This window comes from Acidobacteriota bacterium (assembly GCA_028874215.1).
Taxonomy (GTDB): Bacteria; Acidobacteriota; UBA6911; order RPQK01; family JAJDTT01; genus JAJDTT01.
Genome location: JAPPLF010000061.1, coordinates 148,965 through 161,705, shown reverse-complemented (window position 1 = coordinate 161,705; position 12,741 = coordinate 148,965). Strand labels below are relative to the sequence as shown.

Sequence of the window (12,741 nt, the reverse complement as noted above, 5' to 3'; positions counted from 1 at the left end):
CTCTCCTGACTCCACCGGGCGCCGGCCGGCGCCCGGTGGGGGAGCCTCCTCGGCTGATAGCGATCAGGCGAAACTGGCGACCGCGTCAGCCTCGTTTTCGAAGGTATCGAAAACGGTCAGAAGCTTGGTGATGGCCAGCAGCTCCCGGGTCCTCTTGGTCAGATGGAGAAGCTTGAGCGCTCCTCCCTGGTCTGCAACGTGAGTGTACGAGCTCACCAGCTCGCCGATCCCGGTGCTGTCCACCGTGCGGACATCGGCCAGGTTCATGAGTAGATTCTTCTGCCCCGACTGGACCAATCCCCGTATGGTATTCCGTATCAGTGCGCTCTCTTCGCCGATGGTGATTCTGCCCTGGACATCCAGGATGGTGACGCCGTGCACGTTTCTGGTCGCGATGCTCATGATTACCTCCTCACATCGTGTGTTTGAACCACTTCTCCATTGTAACTTCGAATCCCCCCTGCCTGAGATTCCGATAGGTCACTTTGTCCATGAAGGTATGCACAAAGAACACCCCGCGGCCCGAGGGTTTCAGTAGATTCCCGGTATCCAGTGGATCCGGCAACGAGGACTCGTCGAAACCACGTCCCTGATCTGAAACGGTGATGAGAAGACGGTGGCGATCGATGCGGAATCGGACGCCCACCCTCTTGCTCTCATCCTCCTGATTTCCGTGCTGGATGGCATTGGTCACCGATTCGCGGATCGACAAGCAAATCCAATGGCTTGCCTCGTCATCGAATCCGGCCATTCGAGTGATGCTCTGGGAGATCTCCTGCACCAGATCGAGAAACTGAATATTGCTCCCGAAAGACATCTCGAATTCCTTGTCGAATCCCCTTCCCGCCAGTTCACTCGGCAACTCTTGCCGGTGCGCGTCCCGTTGCTCTGAATCGCTCATTGCAGATGGTTCCGCGGCGCATGAGCTGTGCTACGTTCGCACCGACTTTGTGAAGCCGCGGTCACACAAAAATATATACGCGGAAAATGGCCCCGAGTTTCAATGAACATCCGGGCACATTCCGATATCGGTGCTGCCGGGGATGGTTGCCGGGAACTGCCGGCAGCAGACTCTACAGTCTCTTCAGCCTGGCGCCGGACCGGTTGGACCCCGGCACGGGAGGTCTCTCAATAAACGTCTTTTCTGGAGTCGACGATCAGAGTCACCGGACCGTCATTGACCAGCGACAAATCCATCATGGCGCCGAATCGGCCCGTTTCCACAACCACCCCCGGCTCCCGGAGGGACTCCGCGAGGCGCCGGTATACCTCACGGGCCGCGGTGGGAGGCGCCGCCCTGCTGAAGCTGGGCCGGTTCCCTTTTCGGCAGTCGCCATAGAGCGTGAATTGGGAGACCAGAAGTATCGAATGCCCCGTTTCCAGAAGTGAACGGTTCATCCTGCCGGCTTCATCCGGAAAGATGCGGAGCTGCAGGATCTTCTTTCTGATGAATGCCAGGTCCCTGTCGGTGTCACCGGCGCATACGGCAACCAGGACGGCCAATCCGGGGCCGATCCGGCCCACCGTGCGGCCCTGGACCTCCACCTCGGCCATCGACACCCGCTGGATCACGACTCGCATGGCGATTCAGTGGATGGTCGGTTCCATTCCTTTGCCCCAACGTTTCCGCAGGACTCTCTCGAAACGGGGCATGAGAAGCAGGTGGAAGGTGAACTCTTTGTCCGGAAACATGCCCAGGACGGCACGCTCGGTCCGCCGCACCATCTGCCGGGCTTCGCCCAATGTCAACCTGGGGTCCTGGTACAACACGCTGAGCGTCAGATCGACCAGAAAGCGCATGCGCCGGAGTTTCCGATTCTCCTCCTGAATCAGATCTTCGCGAGCCGAAGTGGACATTGCCGTTCAGTTTAACAGTCCGTGGTGAAAGTCTCGCGAGCACCGAGACCGTTCCTGCGCCCGCCGGACAAGGCGCTATGGGCGCGCATACCAGGAGTATGTGCCCGAATCGCAACGCAGTCCGCGCCTGTGCAGGGACGGTCGAATGCCGTGACGACTTTTGCCACGGGCTGTTGACAGTCCGTGTTGAAAGTCTCGTGCCGCTCCGGGAGTCTGGGCCTTGAGAGACTGCACAAAAAGGATGCAAAATGGAGAAAGTCTCCATTTAACAGCCCCTTGAATCGTGTCTTCACAACGTTTTCCACCGGCATTTCCACAAAATCCGTGGACAACCCTTCCGGGCCCAGGTCCCGGTCCCGGTTTTTCGCCCGGAGAGTCGTTTGCAACGCCGGAGAAAAGGGATAACTATACGAGCAGGGGCCGCCGGGATTCTGATGTTCATGGGAATGGTCCATGTGGCGGCAGCAGCGGCTCTGACGACAGTTGCGGAGGATGGTCCGTGAAGCCGAGCCGATTCAGAACCGAATCCCCCGCCTTCGGGGCGTCGGACGTGGCCGAATTGGATTATCGCCGGGACATTGGCGAACCTGGATCGTACCCCTACACCCGGGGCATCTACCCGAACATGTACCGGGGACGTCTCTGGACCATGCGCCAATTTTCGGGCCACGGAAGCGCCGAAGAAACGAATCGCCGGTATCGGTTTCTCTTGGAGCACGGACAGACCGGCCTCTCCGTCGCCTTCGATCTGCCCACCCTCATGGGTCTGGATTCGGATGATCCCTTCTCGGCCGGTGAAGTCGGAAAATGCGGCGTTGCCGTCGACTCTCTCCGGGACATGGAGGTCCTTTTCGACCGGATCGACCTGGCCCGGGTGAGCACCTCCATGACCATCAACGCACCCGCGGCCGTCCTCCTGGCCATGTACGTGGTGGCGGCGGAGAAGCAGGGAGTCGCGGCCCGCCGAATCCGGGGCACCCTCCAGAACGACATCTTGAAGGAGTACATCGCGCAGAAAGAGTGGATCTATCCCCCCGCCCCGTCCATGCGACTGGTCGTGGATTCGATCCAGTTCTGCTCGCAGCAGCTTCCCCGGTACAATAGCATTTCCATCAGCGGGTACCACATTCGCGAAGCCGGCTCCACTGCGGTCCAGGAACTGGCCTTCACGTTGCGGGACGGCATCGAATACGTGGACTGGTGCGTTCGCCGCGGAATGGAAGTGGATGACTTCGCACCCCGCCTCTCCTTCTTCTTCAACTCCCACAACAACTTCTTTGAGGAGATCGCCAAGTTCCGGGCCGCCCGGAGGCTCTGGGCGCGGACCATGAGGAGCCGTTTCGGAGCTCTGAACGAGCGGTCGTGGATGTGCCGGTTCCACACTCAGACCGCCGGATGCACGTTGACCATGCAGCAACCGGCCAACAACATCATCCGGACCACACTGCAGGCGGTCGCCGCGATTCTGGGAGGGACCAATTCGCTTCACACCAACGCCCTGGACGAGGCGTGGGCGCTTCCCACCGAGGAGACGGCCAAGATCGCGCTTCGGACTCAACAGGTTCTGGCCTACGAGTCGGGCCTGACCGCAAGCGTGGACCCGGCGGGCGGCTCCTATTTCCTGGAGAACCTCACCAGCCGGGTCGAGGATCGGGCGGTGGAGTACATGGACCGGATCGACGAGATGGGAGGAATGATCAACGCCATCGAGGCGGGGTACCCGCAGCGCGAGATCCAGGATGCTTCCTACCGGGAGCAACGCGCCATCGAAAGAGAGGAACAGGTGGTGGTGGGCGTGAATCGCTTCGTCACCGACGAGCCGTCGCGGCCGGAGATTCTCCGTATCGGGCCGGAAGTCGAGGACGCTCAGATCGAGAGCCTCCGGGTCCTGCGGCGGGAGCGGAACCAGGAGAGCGTCAGCCGGGCCCTCCGCGACTTGAACCAGGCGGCCCGGACCGATGAGAACCTGATGCCCCGTCTGATCCATGCGGTGCGGGAGTACGCCACCGTGGGGGAGATCTGCACCTCCCTGAAGGAGATCTTCGGCGTTTATCAGGAACCCTTGTTCTGAGGAAGCAGACCGAATGAGCCACCGAAGACTCAGGATTCTCATCGCCAAGCCGGGCCTCGACGGGCACGACCGGGGCGCCAAGATCGTGGCCCGCGCTCTTCGCGACTCCGGAATGGAGGTCATCTACACCGGGTTGCGCCAGACTCCCGAGCAGATCGTGCAGGCAGCCATCCAGGAAGACGTGGACGCCATCGGACTTTCCATCCTTTCCGGTGCCCACGAGCACCTCTTCAAGCGGATCATGCAACTTCTGGCCGACCAGGATGCCTTGGACATCCTGGTCTTCGGAGGCGGCATCATCCCGGACGAAGACATTCCCGGCCTCAAGGAACTGGGCGTCGCCGAGATCTTTCAACCGGGATCCTCTACCCGGGAAATCATCGGGTTTCTGAAACAAGCCGTCTGAGCCGGGTTCGGCGAGGCGGCAAGATCGGGGAATTCCGGTCAGCCGGATTCACGAAGCAGCGACCGCACCGCCTCCAGCACGCGGGGGACGGTGATGGACCGGATGCACATGGGCTCCTGGTAGTGCAGGCAGTAATAGCCCGGGCAGGGAACGCACGGGAGTTCTGATCGAATCAAGCGGTGGCGGGTCCCCCAGGGAGACCAGACCGGAGAGTCTGAAGAACCGAAGATGACCACCAGGGGCCTGCCCAGGGCCGCGGCGATATGGGTCGTGCCCGTGTCGTTCCCCAAATAGAGGCGGCACAGCGAAGCCAGGGCGATGAACTGGTCCAGCGGAAACGGCCCCATGAAATGAACCGAGGGCGGAGCGGTCTTCCTGAGATCCTCCAGGAGCGGCTCCTCTCCCGGGCCCGCCGTGAAGACGATGGGGTGTCCCTCACGCTCCAGAAGCGCCGCGATTTCCGCAAACCTTGCCGGTTCCCATTGCTTGGTGTCGAAGGCGGCGCCCGGGTGAACCAGGAGGAAACCGGTCTCGATGGCGCGCCGGGACAGGAGCGTCCGAACCTGCTCCAGGGCCGCGGCTCCGACCGGAACCTGGAGCGGCGGCATGGGCTCGACCTGGAATCCGAGATGTTTGAAGGGCGAGAGTTGGTGCTCGACGGTGTGGATCGAATCCTTGCCCCAGATCTGCCGCGAATCGGGCACGGTTCGGTTGTAGAAGCGGCTGCTGCGGCTGCTGGCGTAGCCCAGGCGCACGGACGCCCCCGAAAGAGCGGTGATGAGAGCGCTGGTGGTCCCGCCGTGGAGGTCGACGGTCAGGTCCGGCGAGAAGCTGCGGGCCGCCTGAATGGCCAGACTCCGGGTCAGGAGCTTGGATCGGCCGCGGGGGACGGCAATGATCCGGTCCACGTCCGTGTTGTTGGCCAGCACTTCGTGAAACGGCGCCTCCAGGAGCACAGCCACGCGAGTGCCTGGATTTCGTTTGAGGACCGTGAGAGCCGGGGTCATGAGGACCGCATCCCCCAGAGAGCGCAGGCGCACCAGAAGGACGCGGGAACGGCGGGTCATCCCCCGGCTTGATCGGTCTCGGACGGACCTTCCGGCGGCTCAGTGACGGCCTCGTCGATGAGCATCACCGGGATATCGTCGCGGATGGGAAAGACCAGGAAACAGGCGCCGCACCTCAATCCGTTGCCGTCTGCAGTCAGGAACACCTCGGCCTTGCAGGCCGGGCAGGCCAGAATCTCCAGCAGCTCCGGGTTGATGGCCATCGACTAAGATTACCGGCTGGAACTCGCCGGGGTCAATCCGGCGGCGCCCGTCCGGTAGACTCGTCGGATGAGTCGTTATTCCTTCCGTGATACGGGTTTGGCAGAGCGGAGGCTTGCCCTTCTCGCGGAGACCTTCGAACCGGAGATGCGAGCGCTTCTGGCAACGCTCCCGAAGAGACCGGTTCGGCTTGCCCTCGATCTTGGATGTGGACCCGGATTTACGACCCGGTTGCTCATGGATGTGGTCCGGCCGCGGAGAGCTGTGGGAGTGGATATCTCCCGAAGTTACGTGCGATCGTCCCGGACCAGGTTTCCGGATCTCGAGTTCCTGGAGCACGACGTGACCCGGATTCCGTTCCCCGTCAGGAACCCGGATTTCATCATGGCCCGGCTGGTCTTGACTCATCTCCCGGATCCCCAGGGCATTCTGGAAAAGTGGGCGGATGAGTTGGCTCTCCGGGGTTTGGTTGCCATCGCCGAAGTGGAGACCATCAAGACCGAGCATCCCGTATTTTCAACCTATCTGTCCGTAGTGGAGCGGTTGATCGCGGACAGTGGCGGGGAGCTCTATCTGGGACCGTTTCTGCACGGCGCTGCCAATCCCACGGATCTGCGGCGGTTGTCGAGCGAGGTCTACCGGCTGCCGGTATCCACGGGAGCAGCCGCAAGCATGTTTTTAATGAATTTGACCGCTTGGAGGACCGACCGGTTTGTTGTTGCCAACTACGAAGCGGGTTTTCTGGATCGCCTCGCCCGTCGACTCGAACGGCTCCGGCGTTTGACCTCCATGGACAGGATCGAATGGGGCGTGCGCCACCTGGTGTACGAGCGAGCCGGCTGACGGAGTCGTTGCGATACGGCCCGGCGACGGCCATGATCACGATGGGGGCCTCATTGAGGGTGCCGGGATCTTCGGGCTGCCGGCCAGTTCGGCGGTCACCAGCTTCTCGTGCCTTGCTCCCCGGCTGGACAGCCGGCTCTCGTAAAGGTGGATCCTACGGACACTGAATGAGACCGTTCCCGTCTCCTGCCCTTCCGTCTCGAGGTAACTCGAAAGCCGTTTCAAATTGCGGGAGGATTTCAGGCGGAGCAGTGTCAGGTGGGGCCTGAAATTCTTTCTCTCGCGGTCGAATCCAAGCTTTTGCAACTCGAGTTCCAGGAGCCGGTGCAGACGTTCCAGGCCTCCGTCTCCGGCGACACCGGCCCAGACGATACGAGGCCGTTTCCGGCTGGGGAAAGCGCCCAGGTTCCGGAGCTCAAGAGCAAAGGACGGCACCCGTTGCGCGCAACGGCGAATCGCGTCTCCAATTCCGGGGACGCGGCTCTCCTCGACGTTGCCCAGGAAACGAAGGGTCAGGTGAATGGACGAAACCGGGGCCGGCCGGGCGTCCAGACCCAAGGAGCCGAGCGCGGCCGTGACGGAGCTCAAGTGGTTCTTGACTTCCGGCGGAACGTCGATGGCGATGAAGGCGCGGATCACGTCAGGTGCCTTCGGATCCAGTCCAGGGCGATCCGGCATGTGTTCGTCCGGACCCCGTCGCGGTCGCCCTCCAGCAAGAGTTTGCGGGCCCGGGTCCCGGCGGAATCGGAAAGGCCCAGATAGACCAGGCCCACCGGCTTTTCGGGACTTCCCCCGGAGGGGCCTGCGATGCCGGTCACCGAGAGGCCCAGATCGGCGCCGCTCCAGTTCCGGACCTCCCGGGCCATCTGACAGGCGACCGGATCGCTGACCGCGCCCCATCGATCCAGGACCTCCGGACTCACCTTGAGATGCCGAATCTTGAGAGCGTTGCTGTAGCTGATGATTCCGCCCTGGTAGAAATCGGAGCTGCCCGGAACGTCCGTCAAGAGCTTGCCCAGGTAGCCGCCCGTACACGACTCGGCGGTCGCCAGGGTCTTTCCCCGCCGTTTCAGCAAGCGTCCCACCACCGACGCGAGGGGCTCGTCCTGAATGCGATTCGGTGCTCCTGCCGCTGATCTCATGCCGTCTCCGGTCACCGGCTCACGATTGAGAGGTGAAAGCGTAGACGATTCTCAGCAGGAGGCCCGCGTAGAGGCCGGCGATCAGGTCGTCACAGACGATTCCCATGCCTCCCCGGAGCTGCTCCACTTTCTTGATGGGATAGGGTTTCAGAATGTCAAAGGCGCGAAATGCCACGAACCCCAGGGCCAGGAACGTCCAGGAAAACGGGACCCAGAGAAGGCAGAAGACCTGTCCCACCACCTCGTCGATGACGACGTGGGAGGGGTCGGACCTGGCCTCCCGGCGGGCGACGCGCGCCGACGCCCAGATGCTGACCGGTAGCAGCAGCAGCAGCAGTGCCGCGCCGAGTTGCAGCGTTGCCGAGCCGGAAGCCCGGTGCAGCAGGGCGACGGCCAAGGCTGTGACCAGCGAGGCGAACGTCCCCGGAATGTACGGGACGTACCCGAGACCGAACGCGGTGGCCAAGGTGTGGGCAAGCCGTCCGTTCTCACGCATTCTTTTCTTCCGTGTCCTTCCCGGCCTGTCGGTGGATCCGATATTTCTGGCCGAACCAACGGCCCAGGTCCACGAACCTGCAATGCTCGTTGCAGAAGGGAAATTGGGGGTCGTCCCTCTTCACCCTTCGTCTGCAGATTGGGCACTTGGAGGTTTTTCGACTCATGTCTTGGACGTTCTATTCGATTCCGGCCTGCGACGCGAGCACAAAATCTCAGATTCCGCCTGGCCGCCGCAGCGAATCGAGGGAAACCCGAATCTCCGCCAGTTCGGAAGGACTGGGATCCAGCCCGCCGAAGCGGTTCCTATAGTAGATTTCCGTCAGTCTCCGGGGCACGGTGCTCTTCACTGCGCCACCGATTCTCCCTGCGAATTCTCCCGGCGTTTCGGACCTCATCCGGACGAGTCCCCGCGCTTCCAGAATCCGGGTCAGTTCCAGGTAGTAGCCGGGTATGGACGTGGCGGAACCTCGGGCCCATCTCCTGCCGGCCCACCGGGTCCGGGCCCGCCGCCAGAACCGCGGACCGGTCCGAACCAGGAGCAGTGCCGAAACCAGAACGGCCGCCGCCACGAGCCCCGCCCGTTGCCAGGTGACTCCCGCGGCCCAGTCGGACCAGGCGGCCAGCGTTCGCCGCCGCGAATTGTCCCAGCCCTCCTTCCAGGAATCGCCCAGCGTCTGGAACAGGCCGTACTGTTTCAGGTGGTCGAAGGTGACCACGTCCAGCCACGCCAGATCGATGGCGTCCAGCAACTCTCGCAAAGCGGCAAAACCCGGCAGGGAGGCGCCGGCGGAGACTGCCGGGGTGGCGTCGAACTCGATCCACTCCCGTCCCGGGAAATAGGCCTCGACCCAACTGTGGGCATCGGAATGGCGGACCATGAAGTAACCGTTCCACCGGTTGTAGTCTCCCCGCTTGAATCCATTGACCACCCGGGTCGGAATGCCCAACGTTCGCAGCAGGACGGCCTGGGCCGTGGCGAAATACTCGCAGTGTCCGGCCCGCGAATCGAACAGGAAATCGTAGAGCGGGTCGCGGTTGGAGGCCGAGGTGTTCGCGAGCGAGTACTGGTAGTTGTCCTTCAAGAACTGTTCCACCATGAAGGCTTTGTGGATGGGATCGGTGATTCCCGAGGTGATGCGCCGGGCCAGGCGCCCGACCTCCGGGTCCAACTCGGGAAGCTGGAGATAGTGCCGGCCCGGAGCCTGGAGGTAGACCGGGACCGGAGCTTGGGAGAGTTTTTCGTCCCGGGTCATCACGTCGGAGAAGACGGTGTAGGTCCGGACACCGACGCCGGTTGTTCTGAAGGAACGGTTCCCGTCCTGGAAAACGTACGGTCTGTGGAGCCGCCCCGAAATGAGAATGATGTCGGGAAGCCCGAACAGCACCCGGGTCAGCGGCTCCTGGTGGATGGTCTGGCGGATCAGGAACTCCTCCTGCCGGCGCCGGCCAGCCACCAGAAACCCCCGGTAGCGATCGTCCCGGGCGACCTGCCTGAGGCCCCGGGTGCTGGACCACGTCTTTCCGTCGTAGTGGTCGAAGGCGATGCCCCTCCATTTCAGCTCCGAAGGCATCCGGTGCGGTGGCTTGTCCACCTTGATACGCAGCACCACCTCCTCGTTGATGAGGATCTCTCCCATTTCTCCCAGGCTCACCTTCTCGGAGAATCCGCTCAGATGGCCTGAAACGCGCTTCGCCGGCAACGCTCCCAGGGTCCCCCGGGGTATGACCACGAAGATGGGGACGGAAACCGCCGCCAGCAGCAGCGTAATGAGAAGGGCGGTCCATAGATGCCCGCGAAGCGCGAGTCTGAGTCCGTGATTCTTCTCATACGGATCCTTGCTCTCCAGCAACATGAGCACCAGCACGGCCAGGAACAGGAACACCAGGACCCAGACCGGAAACACGACGGAGATGGTGGCCGTGGATGCAATCAGGACGAAGGCGAAGGAGATGAAGAGCAGCAGTAGGTAATCCCGCTGCGTACGGGCGCTGCAGAGCCTCACCAGGCTGACCAGCATGAGCAGATGCGCCGTCGCCGGAACGAACGGGGAAAAGATCGCGGCGTCCACGACGAACAGCGCCAGCAGGATGCCGAAGACGATGCCTTGAACGGCGCCGTCCAGCCGGATGCGGGGGAGGAATCGAGTGGCGCCCAGGCAGGCCAGGTAGCCGAGCAGCGTCCCGCCGCCGATTTCGCCGGACGAATAGAGTGTCGACACGCCCGTCACCTGCAGTCCGTAGCTGGTCAGATGCAGGACCGTCTTGAACCGCATGGCGTCAAATCCGCAAGTAGTCTATGGCCACGGAACCCGGCGAAACCCACCGATGTCCCGCGGCAACCTCGATGCCGTTTCGCGCCGGCCTATTCTGGAGGGTCGCCGGGCGGCGGCTCACCGGCTGGACCAGCGCCAGGCACTCCATGAACCGTTCATAGCCGTTCCTGCGGCCGTCGACGAGAACCAGAGTCTCTCCGCAAGTGAATCGGAACTTCTGGCTCATTCGCCAATAATGGTCTCCCAGGGCCGCCACGCAAGAGACCCCTTTTTCGAACTGTTCCAGGCTGCGGGGAGAGAGATCGTTCAGTTCGGGATGAAACGTCAGATCGATCAGGTTCTGATTCTCGGCGACGAAGTCCCGGACCATGAGCTGATCCAACCTGGCGGTCGACTTCCAGTCCACCAGCCGGGCGCTGTCGCCGCTCTGGTACCTTCGGATCCCGTAGAGGCTGTCGCCGTGGCCTCTCAGGTTCAGGGCCTCCGCCCCAGCCAGCTCGGGATAGATGAAGAACAGGGTCCGCAGGTTCATCAGCGCGGGGTAGACCAGGATGGAGCCCTGGGTTCGCAGCATTCTCTTGCGATGAAAGAGGCCGAAGGGGAACTTGGTGCCGATCTCGAAGCCATCGACCGGATAGGAGCCGCGCCGGCGGAACAGGCACTTCAGGGTCAGTTTCAGGTCGGAACCGACGCCGATGTAGGGAAAGGCCTTCTCCCGGGTGAAGAAATCCGTCGCCGGTTCGGGATCCTTGTCCCGTTTTTGACGGCCTCTCAGCTTCAGCGCGAAGGACGGGATCCAGCGCTTCAGGTTATGCAGAGTGACGAAGCAGGTGGCGGTGTCGTGGGCCCGGATTGTCTCCGGCACGCTGATGCTCACCTTCAAGCCGTACAGGACCAACGCGGAAAGCAGTCCCGAAACCAGCAGCGCGGCCAGCAGGAGAGAGAGCAGGAGAACCAGCAGGTTGTTGCCCGAGTTCATGGACGAGAATCCCAACACGGTCACCAACAGGAGGAAGAAGGCCCCTCGATGAGTGATGGAAAGCGTGGGAATCCTCTCCCTCAGATCCTTCCGGTAACGGGACAACACGTAAGGCGCCAGCGTCACGGCGGCCAGGGACGCGAAGATCAGCGACACCAGGGCGAGAAATGCCGCGGCATGGCCCTGACCGGACCAGCGCGCCGTGGCGCTCAGGCCGGCCAGCATCGCCGCGGACACCAGTAGAATCAGCGGCCAGACGATTTCTCCCCGGGCCCATTTCAGCGTAAGCCGCCGAATCATCAGACCGGGACCTCGACCTGGTCCACGAGATCCGCAATGATCGATTCGGCTTCCCGGGTCTTTTCCAGAGGCGAGGCATGTCTGGGACTGACCAGGACGCGGTGGGAAAATACGGGCACCGCCAAGCGTTTGACGTCGTCCGGAATGCAGAAGGATCTACCCTGGAAATAGGCCAGCGCTTGGGACGCCCGATACAGGAACATGGCTCCCCTCGTGCTCACTCCCAGGGCCAGGAGCTCGCATTCCCGGGTCGCCCTCACCAGTTCCATGAGGTACTGCAGGAGCGTCTCCTCGAACCTCACTTCCTGAACCTCTTCCTGGCCCCTCAGGAGATCCTCGGTGCTGATGACCGGATCGAGATCAAGGGAGTCATACCCTCCCATAGAGCGCAGAATCTCCTTTTCGTGAGACTCGCTGGGATAGCCCATGGAGATGCGCATGAGAAACCGGTCCAACTGGGACTCGGGCAGCGGGTACGTTCCGTGGTGTTCGATGGGGTTCTGGGTGGCGATCACCATGAAGGGCTGCGGCAGCAGGTGGGTGTGGTTGTCCACCGTGATCCTCGCCTCGCTCATGGCCTCGAGCAGGGCGCTCTGGGTCCTGGGGGTGGTGCGGTTGACTTCATCGGCCAGCACCACGTTGGCAAACAGGGGGCCGGGCCGGAACTCGAAGTCCCTGTGCACCTGGTTGAAGACCGAGATCCCGGTCAGGTCGGAGGGAAGCAGGTCGCTGGTGAACTGGATGCGCTGGAAGCGGCAGTCGACGGAGCGCGCCAGAGCATGGGCCAAGGTGGTCTTGCCGACGCCGGGGACGTCCTCCACCAGCATGTGCCCCCGTGCCAGCAGGGTCACCACGGCCAGTTCCACCACGTCGGATTTGCCCTTGATGACCCGTTCCACCGAGTACTGGAGGGCCTTGAATCTCTCCGTCAGACTGGCGATTCCGGCACCGTTCGACACGGGCGTATGATATCAGCCCGTGGCGAAAGTCGTCACGGCATTCGACCGTCCCTGCATCCCGGCGGACTACGTTGCGATTCGGGCACATACTCCGGGTATGCACCCGAATCGCGCCTTGTCCGGCGGGCGCAGGAACGGTCTCGAT

At 62.5% G+C, this 12,741-nt stretch carries 15 protein-coding genes; 3 read left to right on the top strand and 12 right to left on the bottom strand.

What is annotated here, in order from left to right; genetic code table 11:
• Nucleotides 1-63 precede the first annotated feature (63 nt).
• The 4 genes from OXT71_11525 to OXT71_11510 all read right to left on the bottom strand — a co-directional run bounded on the left by OXT71_11525 (nucleotide 64) and on the right by OXT71_11510 (nucleotide 1,857).
• Entirely contained in the window at nucleotides 64-402 is a 339-nt protein-coding gene (locus OXT71_11525) for an STAS domain-containing protein (GenBank protein ID MDE2927017.1), read from the bottom strand.
• A 10-nt stretch (nucleotides 403-412) separates the two neighbouring features.
• Complete coding sequence (locus tag OXT71_11520; protein ID MDE2927016.1) at nucleotides 413-901, bottom strand: ATP-binding protein; 489 nt, start codon at nucleotides 899-901, stop codon at nucleotides 413-415.
• A gap of 227 nt (nucleotides 902-1,128) precedes the next feature.
• Nucleotides 1,129-1,581, bottom strand: a complete 453-nt coding sequence (gene dtd, locus OXT71_11515) for a D-aminoacyl-tRNA deacylase (GenBank protein MDE2927015.1) — start codon at nucleotides 1,579-1,581, stop codon at nucleotides 1,129-1,131.
• A gap of 6 nt (nucleotides 1,582-1,587) precedes the next feature.
• Complete coding sequence (locus tag OXT71_11510) at nucleotides 1,588-1,857, bottom strand: hypothetical protein (GenBank protein MDE2927014.1); 270 nt, start codon at nucleotides 1,855-1,857, stop codon at nucleotides 1,588-1,590.
• 499 nt (nucleotides 1,858-2,356) lie between these two features.
• On the opposite strand from OXT71_11510, the gene OXT71_11505 reads away from it, so the two are divergent.
• A complete protein-coding gene (locus OXT71_11505; protein MDE2927013.1) occupies nucleotides 2,357-3,928 on the top strand; it encodes a methylmalonyl-CoA mutase family protein in 1,572 nt (523 codons plus the stop codon).
• Between the two features lie 13 nt (nucleotides 3,929-3,941).
• Entirely contained in the window at nucleotides 3,942-4,334 is a 393-nt protein-coding gene (locus OXT71_11500) for a cobalamin B12-binding domain-containing protein (protein ID MDE2927012.1), read from the top strand.
• A 38-nt stretch (nucleotides 4,335-4,372) separates the two neighbouring features.
• Here the strand turns inward: OXT71_11500 and OXT71_11495 are convergent, their stop codons facing one another.
• Both OXT71_11495 and OXT71_11490 read right to left on the bottom strand, forming a co-directional pair.
• Nucleotides 4,373-5,401: a glycosyltransferase family 9 protein gene (locus tag OXT71_11495; protein ID MDE2927011.1), complete on the bottom strand. Its 1,029-nt coding sequence runs from the start codon at nucleotides 5,399-5,401 to the stop codon at nucleotides 4,373-4,375.
• Nucleotides 5,398-5,604, bottom strand: coding sequence for a Trm112 family protein (locus tag OXT71_11490; protein MDE2927010.1), 207 nt, complete (start codon nucleotides 5,602-5,604; stop codon nucleotides 5,398-5,400). Before OXT71_11490 ends, OXT71_11495 begins: the two co-directional genes overlap by 4 nt.
• A 145-nt stretch (nucleotides 5,605-5,749) precedes the next feature.
• On the opposite strand from OXT71_11490, the gene OXT71_11485 reads away from it, so the two are divergent.
• Nucleotides 5,750-6,445, top strand: a complete 696-nt coding sequence (locus OXT71_11485) for a class I SAM-dependent methyltransferase (protein ID MDE2927009.1) — start codon at nucleotides 5,750-5,752, stop codon at nucleotides 6,443-6,445.
• A 36-nt stretch (nucleotides 6,446-6,481) separates the two neighbouring features.
• On the opposite strand, the gene thpR is transcribed toward OXT71_11485, so the two are convergent.
• The 6 genes from thpR to OXT71_11455 form a co-directional block, all read right to left on the bottom strand.
• Complete coding sequence (gene thpR / locus OXT71_11480; protein MDE2927008.1) at nucleotides 6,482-7,123, bottom strand: RNA 2',3'-cyclic phosphodiesterase; 642 nt, start codon at nucleotides 7,121-7,123, stop codon at nucleotides 6,482-6,484.
• On the bottom strand, nucleotides 7,081-7,587 hold the full coding sequence (locus tag OXT71_11475; GenBank protein MDE2927007.1) for a CinA family protein: 507 nt from the start codon (nucleotides 7,585-7,587) through the stop codon (nucleotides 7,081-7,083). Before OXT71_11475 ends, thpR begins: the two co-directional genes overlap by 43 nt.
• Nucleotides 7,588-7,606: 19 nt before the next feature.
• Entirely contained in the window at nucleotides 7,607-8,083 is a 477-nt protein-coding gene (locus OXT71_11470) for a phosphatidylglycerophosphatase A (GenBank protein ID MDE2927006.1), read from the bottom strand.
• Nucleotides 8,084-8,297: 214 nt separating this feature from the next.
• Nucleotides 8,298-10,358 carry a DUF3488 and transglutaminase-like domain-containing protein gene (locus tag OXT71_11465; protein MDE2927005.1) on the bottom strand — a complete coding sequence of 687 codons (2,061 nt, stop codon included), beginning with the start codon at nucleotides 10,356-10,358 and terminating at the stop codon, nucleotides 8,298-8,300.
• A 4-nt stretch (nucleotides 10,359-10,362) separates the two neighbouring features.
• The gene (locus OXT71_11460) at nucleotides 10,363-11,637 is read right to left on the bottom strand and encodes a DUF58 domain-containing protein (protein ID MDE2927004.1); all 1,275 of its coding nucleotides are present in this window, start codon (nucleotides 11,635-11,637) and stop codon (nucleotides 10,363-10,365) included.
• On the bottom strand, nucleotides 11,637-12,596 hold the full coding sequence (locus OXT71_11455; protein ID MDE2927003.1) for a MoxR family ATPase: 960 nt from the start codon (nucleotides 12,594-12,596) through the stop codon (nucleotides 11,637-11,639). Before OXT71_11455 ends, OXT71_11460 begins: the two co-directional genes overlap by 1 nt.
• Between the last annotated feature and the right edge of the window lie 145 nt (nucleotides 12,597-12,741).

Coding starts and splice junctions, on each gene's coding strand:
- OXT71_11485 (MDE2927009.1), top strand. CDS start 5,750: ATGCGAGCGCTTCTGGCAACGCTCCCGAAGAGACCGGTTCGGCTTGCC.
- dtd (MDE2927015.1), bottom strand. CDS start 1,581: ATGCGAGTCGTGATCCAGCGGGTGTCGATGGCCGAGGTGGAGGTCCAG.
- OXT71_11525 (MDE2927017.1), bottom strand. CDS start 402: ATGAGCATCGCGACCAGAAACGTGCACGGCGTCACCATCCTGGATGTC.
- OXT71_11500 (MDE2927012.1), top strand. CDS start 3,942: ATGAGCCACCGAAGACTCAGGATTCTCATCGCCAAGCCGGGCCTCGAC.
- OXT71_11470 (MDE2927006.1), bottom strand. CDS start 8,083: ATGCGTGAGAACGGACGGCTTGCCCACACCTTGGCCACCGCGTTCGGT.
- OXT71_11465 (MDE2927005.1), bottom strand. CDS start 10,358: ATGCGGTTCAAGACGGTCCTGCATCTGACCAGCTACGGACTGCAGGTG.
- OXT71_11460 (MDE2927004.1), bottom strand. CDS start 11,637: ATGATTCGGCGGCTTACGCTGAAATGGGCCCGGGGAGAAATCGTCTGG.
- OXT71_11495 (MDE2927011.1), bottom strand. CDS start 5,401: ATGACCCGCCGTTCCCGCGTCCTTCTGGTGCGCCTGCGCTCTCTGGGG.
- OXT71_11520 (MDE2927016.1), bottom strand. CDS start 901: ATGAGCGATTCAGAGCAACGGGACGCGCACCGGCAAGAGTTGCCGAGT.
- OXT71_11475 (MDE2927007.1), bottom strand. CDS start 7,587: ATGAGATCAGCGGCAGGAGCACCGAATCGCATTCAGGACGAGCCCCTC.
- OXT71_11490 (MDE2927010.1), bottom strand. CDS start 5,604: ATGGCCATCAACCCGGAGCTGCTGGAGATTCTGGCCTGCCCGGCCTGC.
- OXT71_11510 (MDE2927014.1), bottom strand. CDS start 1,857: ATGTCCACTTCGGCTCGCGAAGATCTGATTCAGGAGGAGAATCGGAAA.
- thpR (MDE2927008.1), bottom strand. CDS start 7,123: ATGCCGGATCGCCCTGGACTGGATCCGAAGGCACCTGACGTGATCCGC.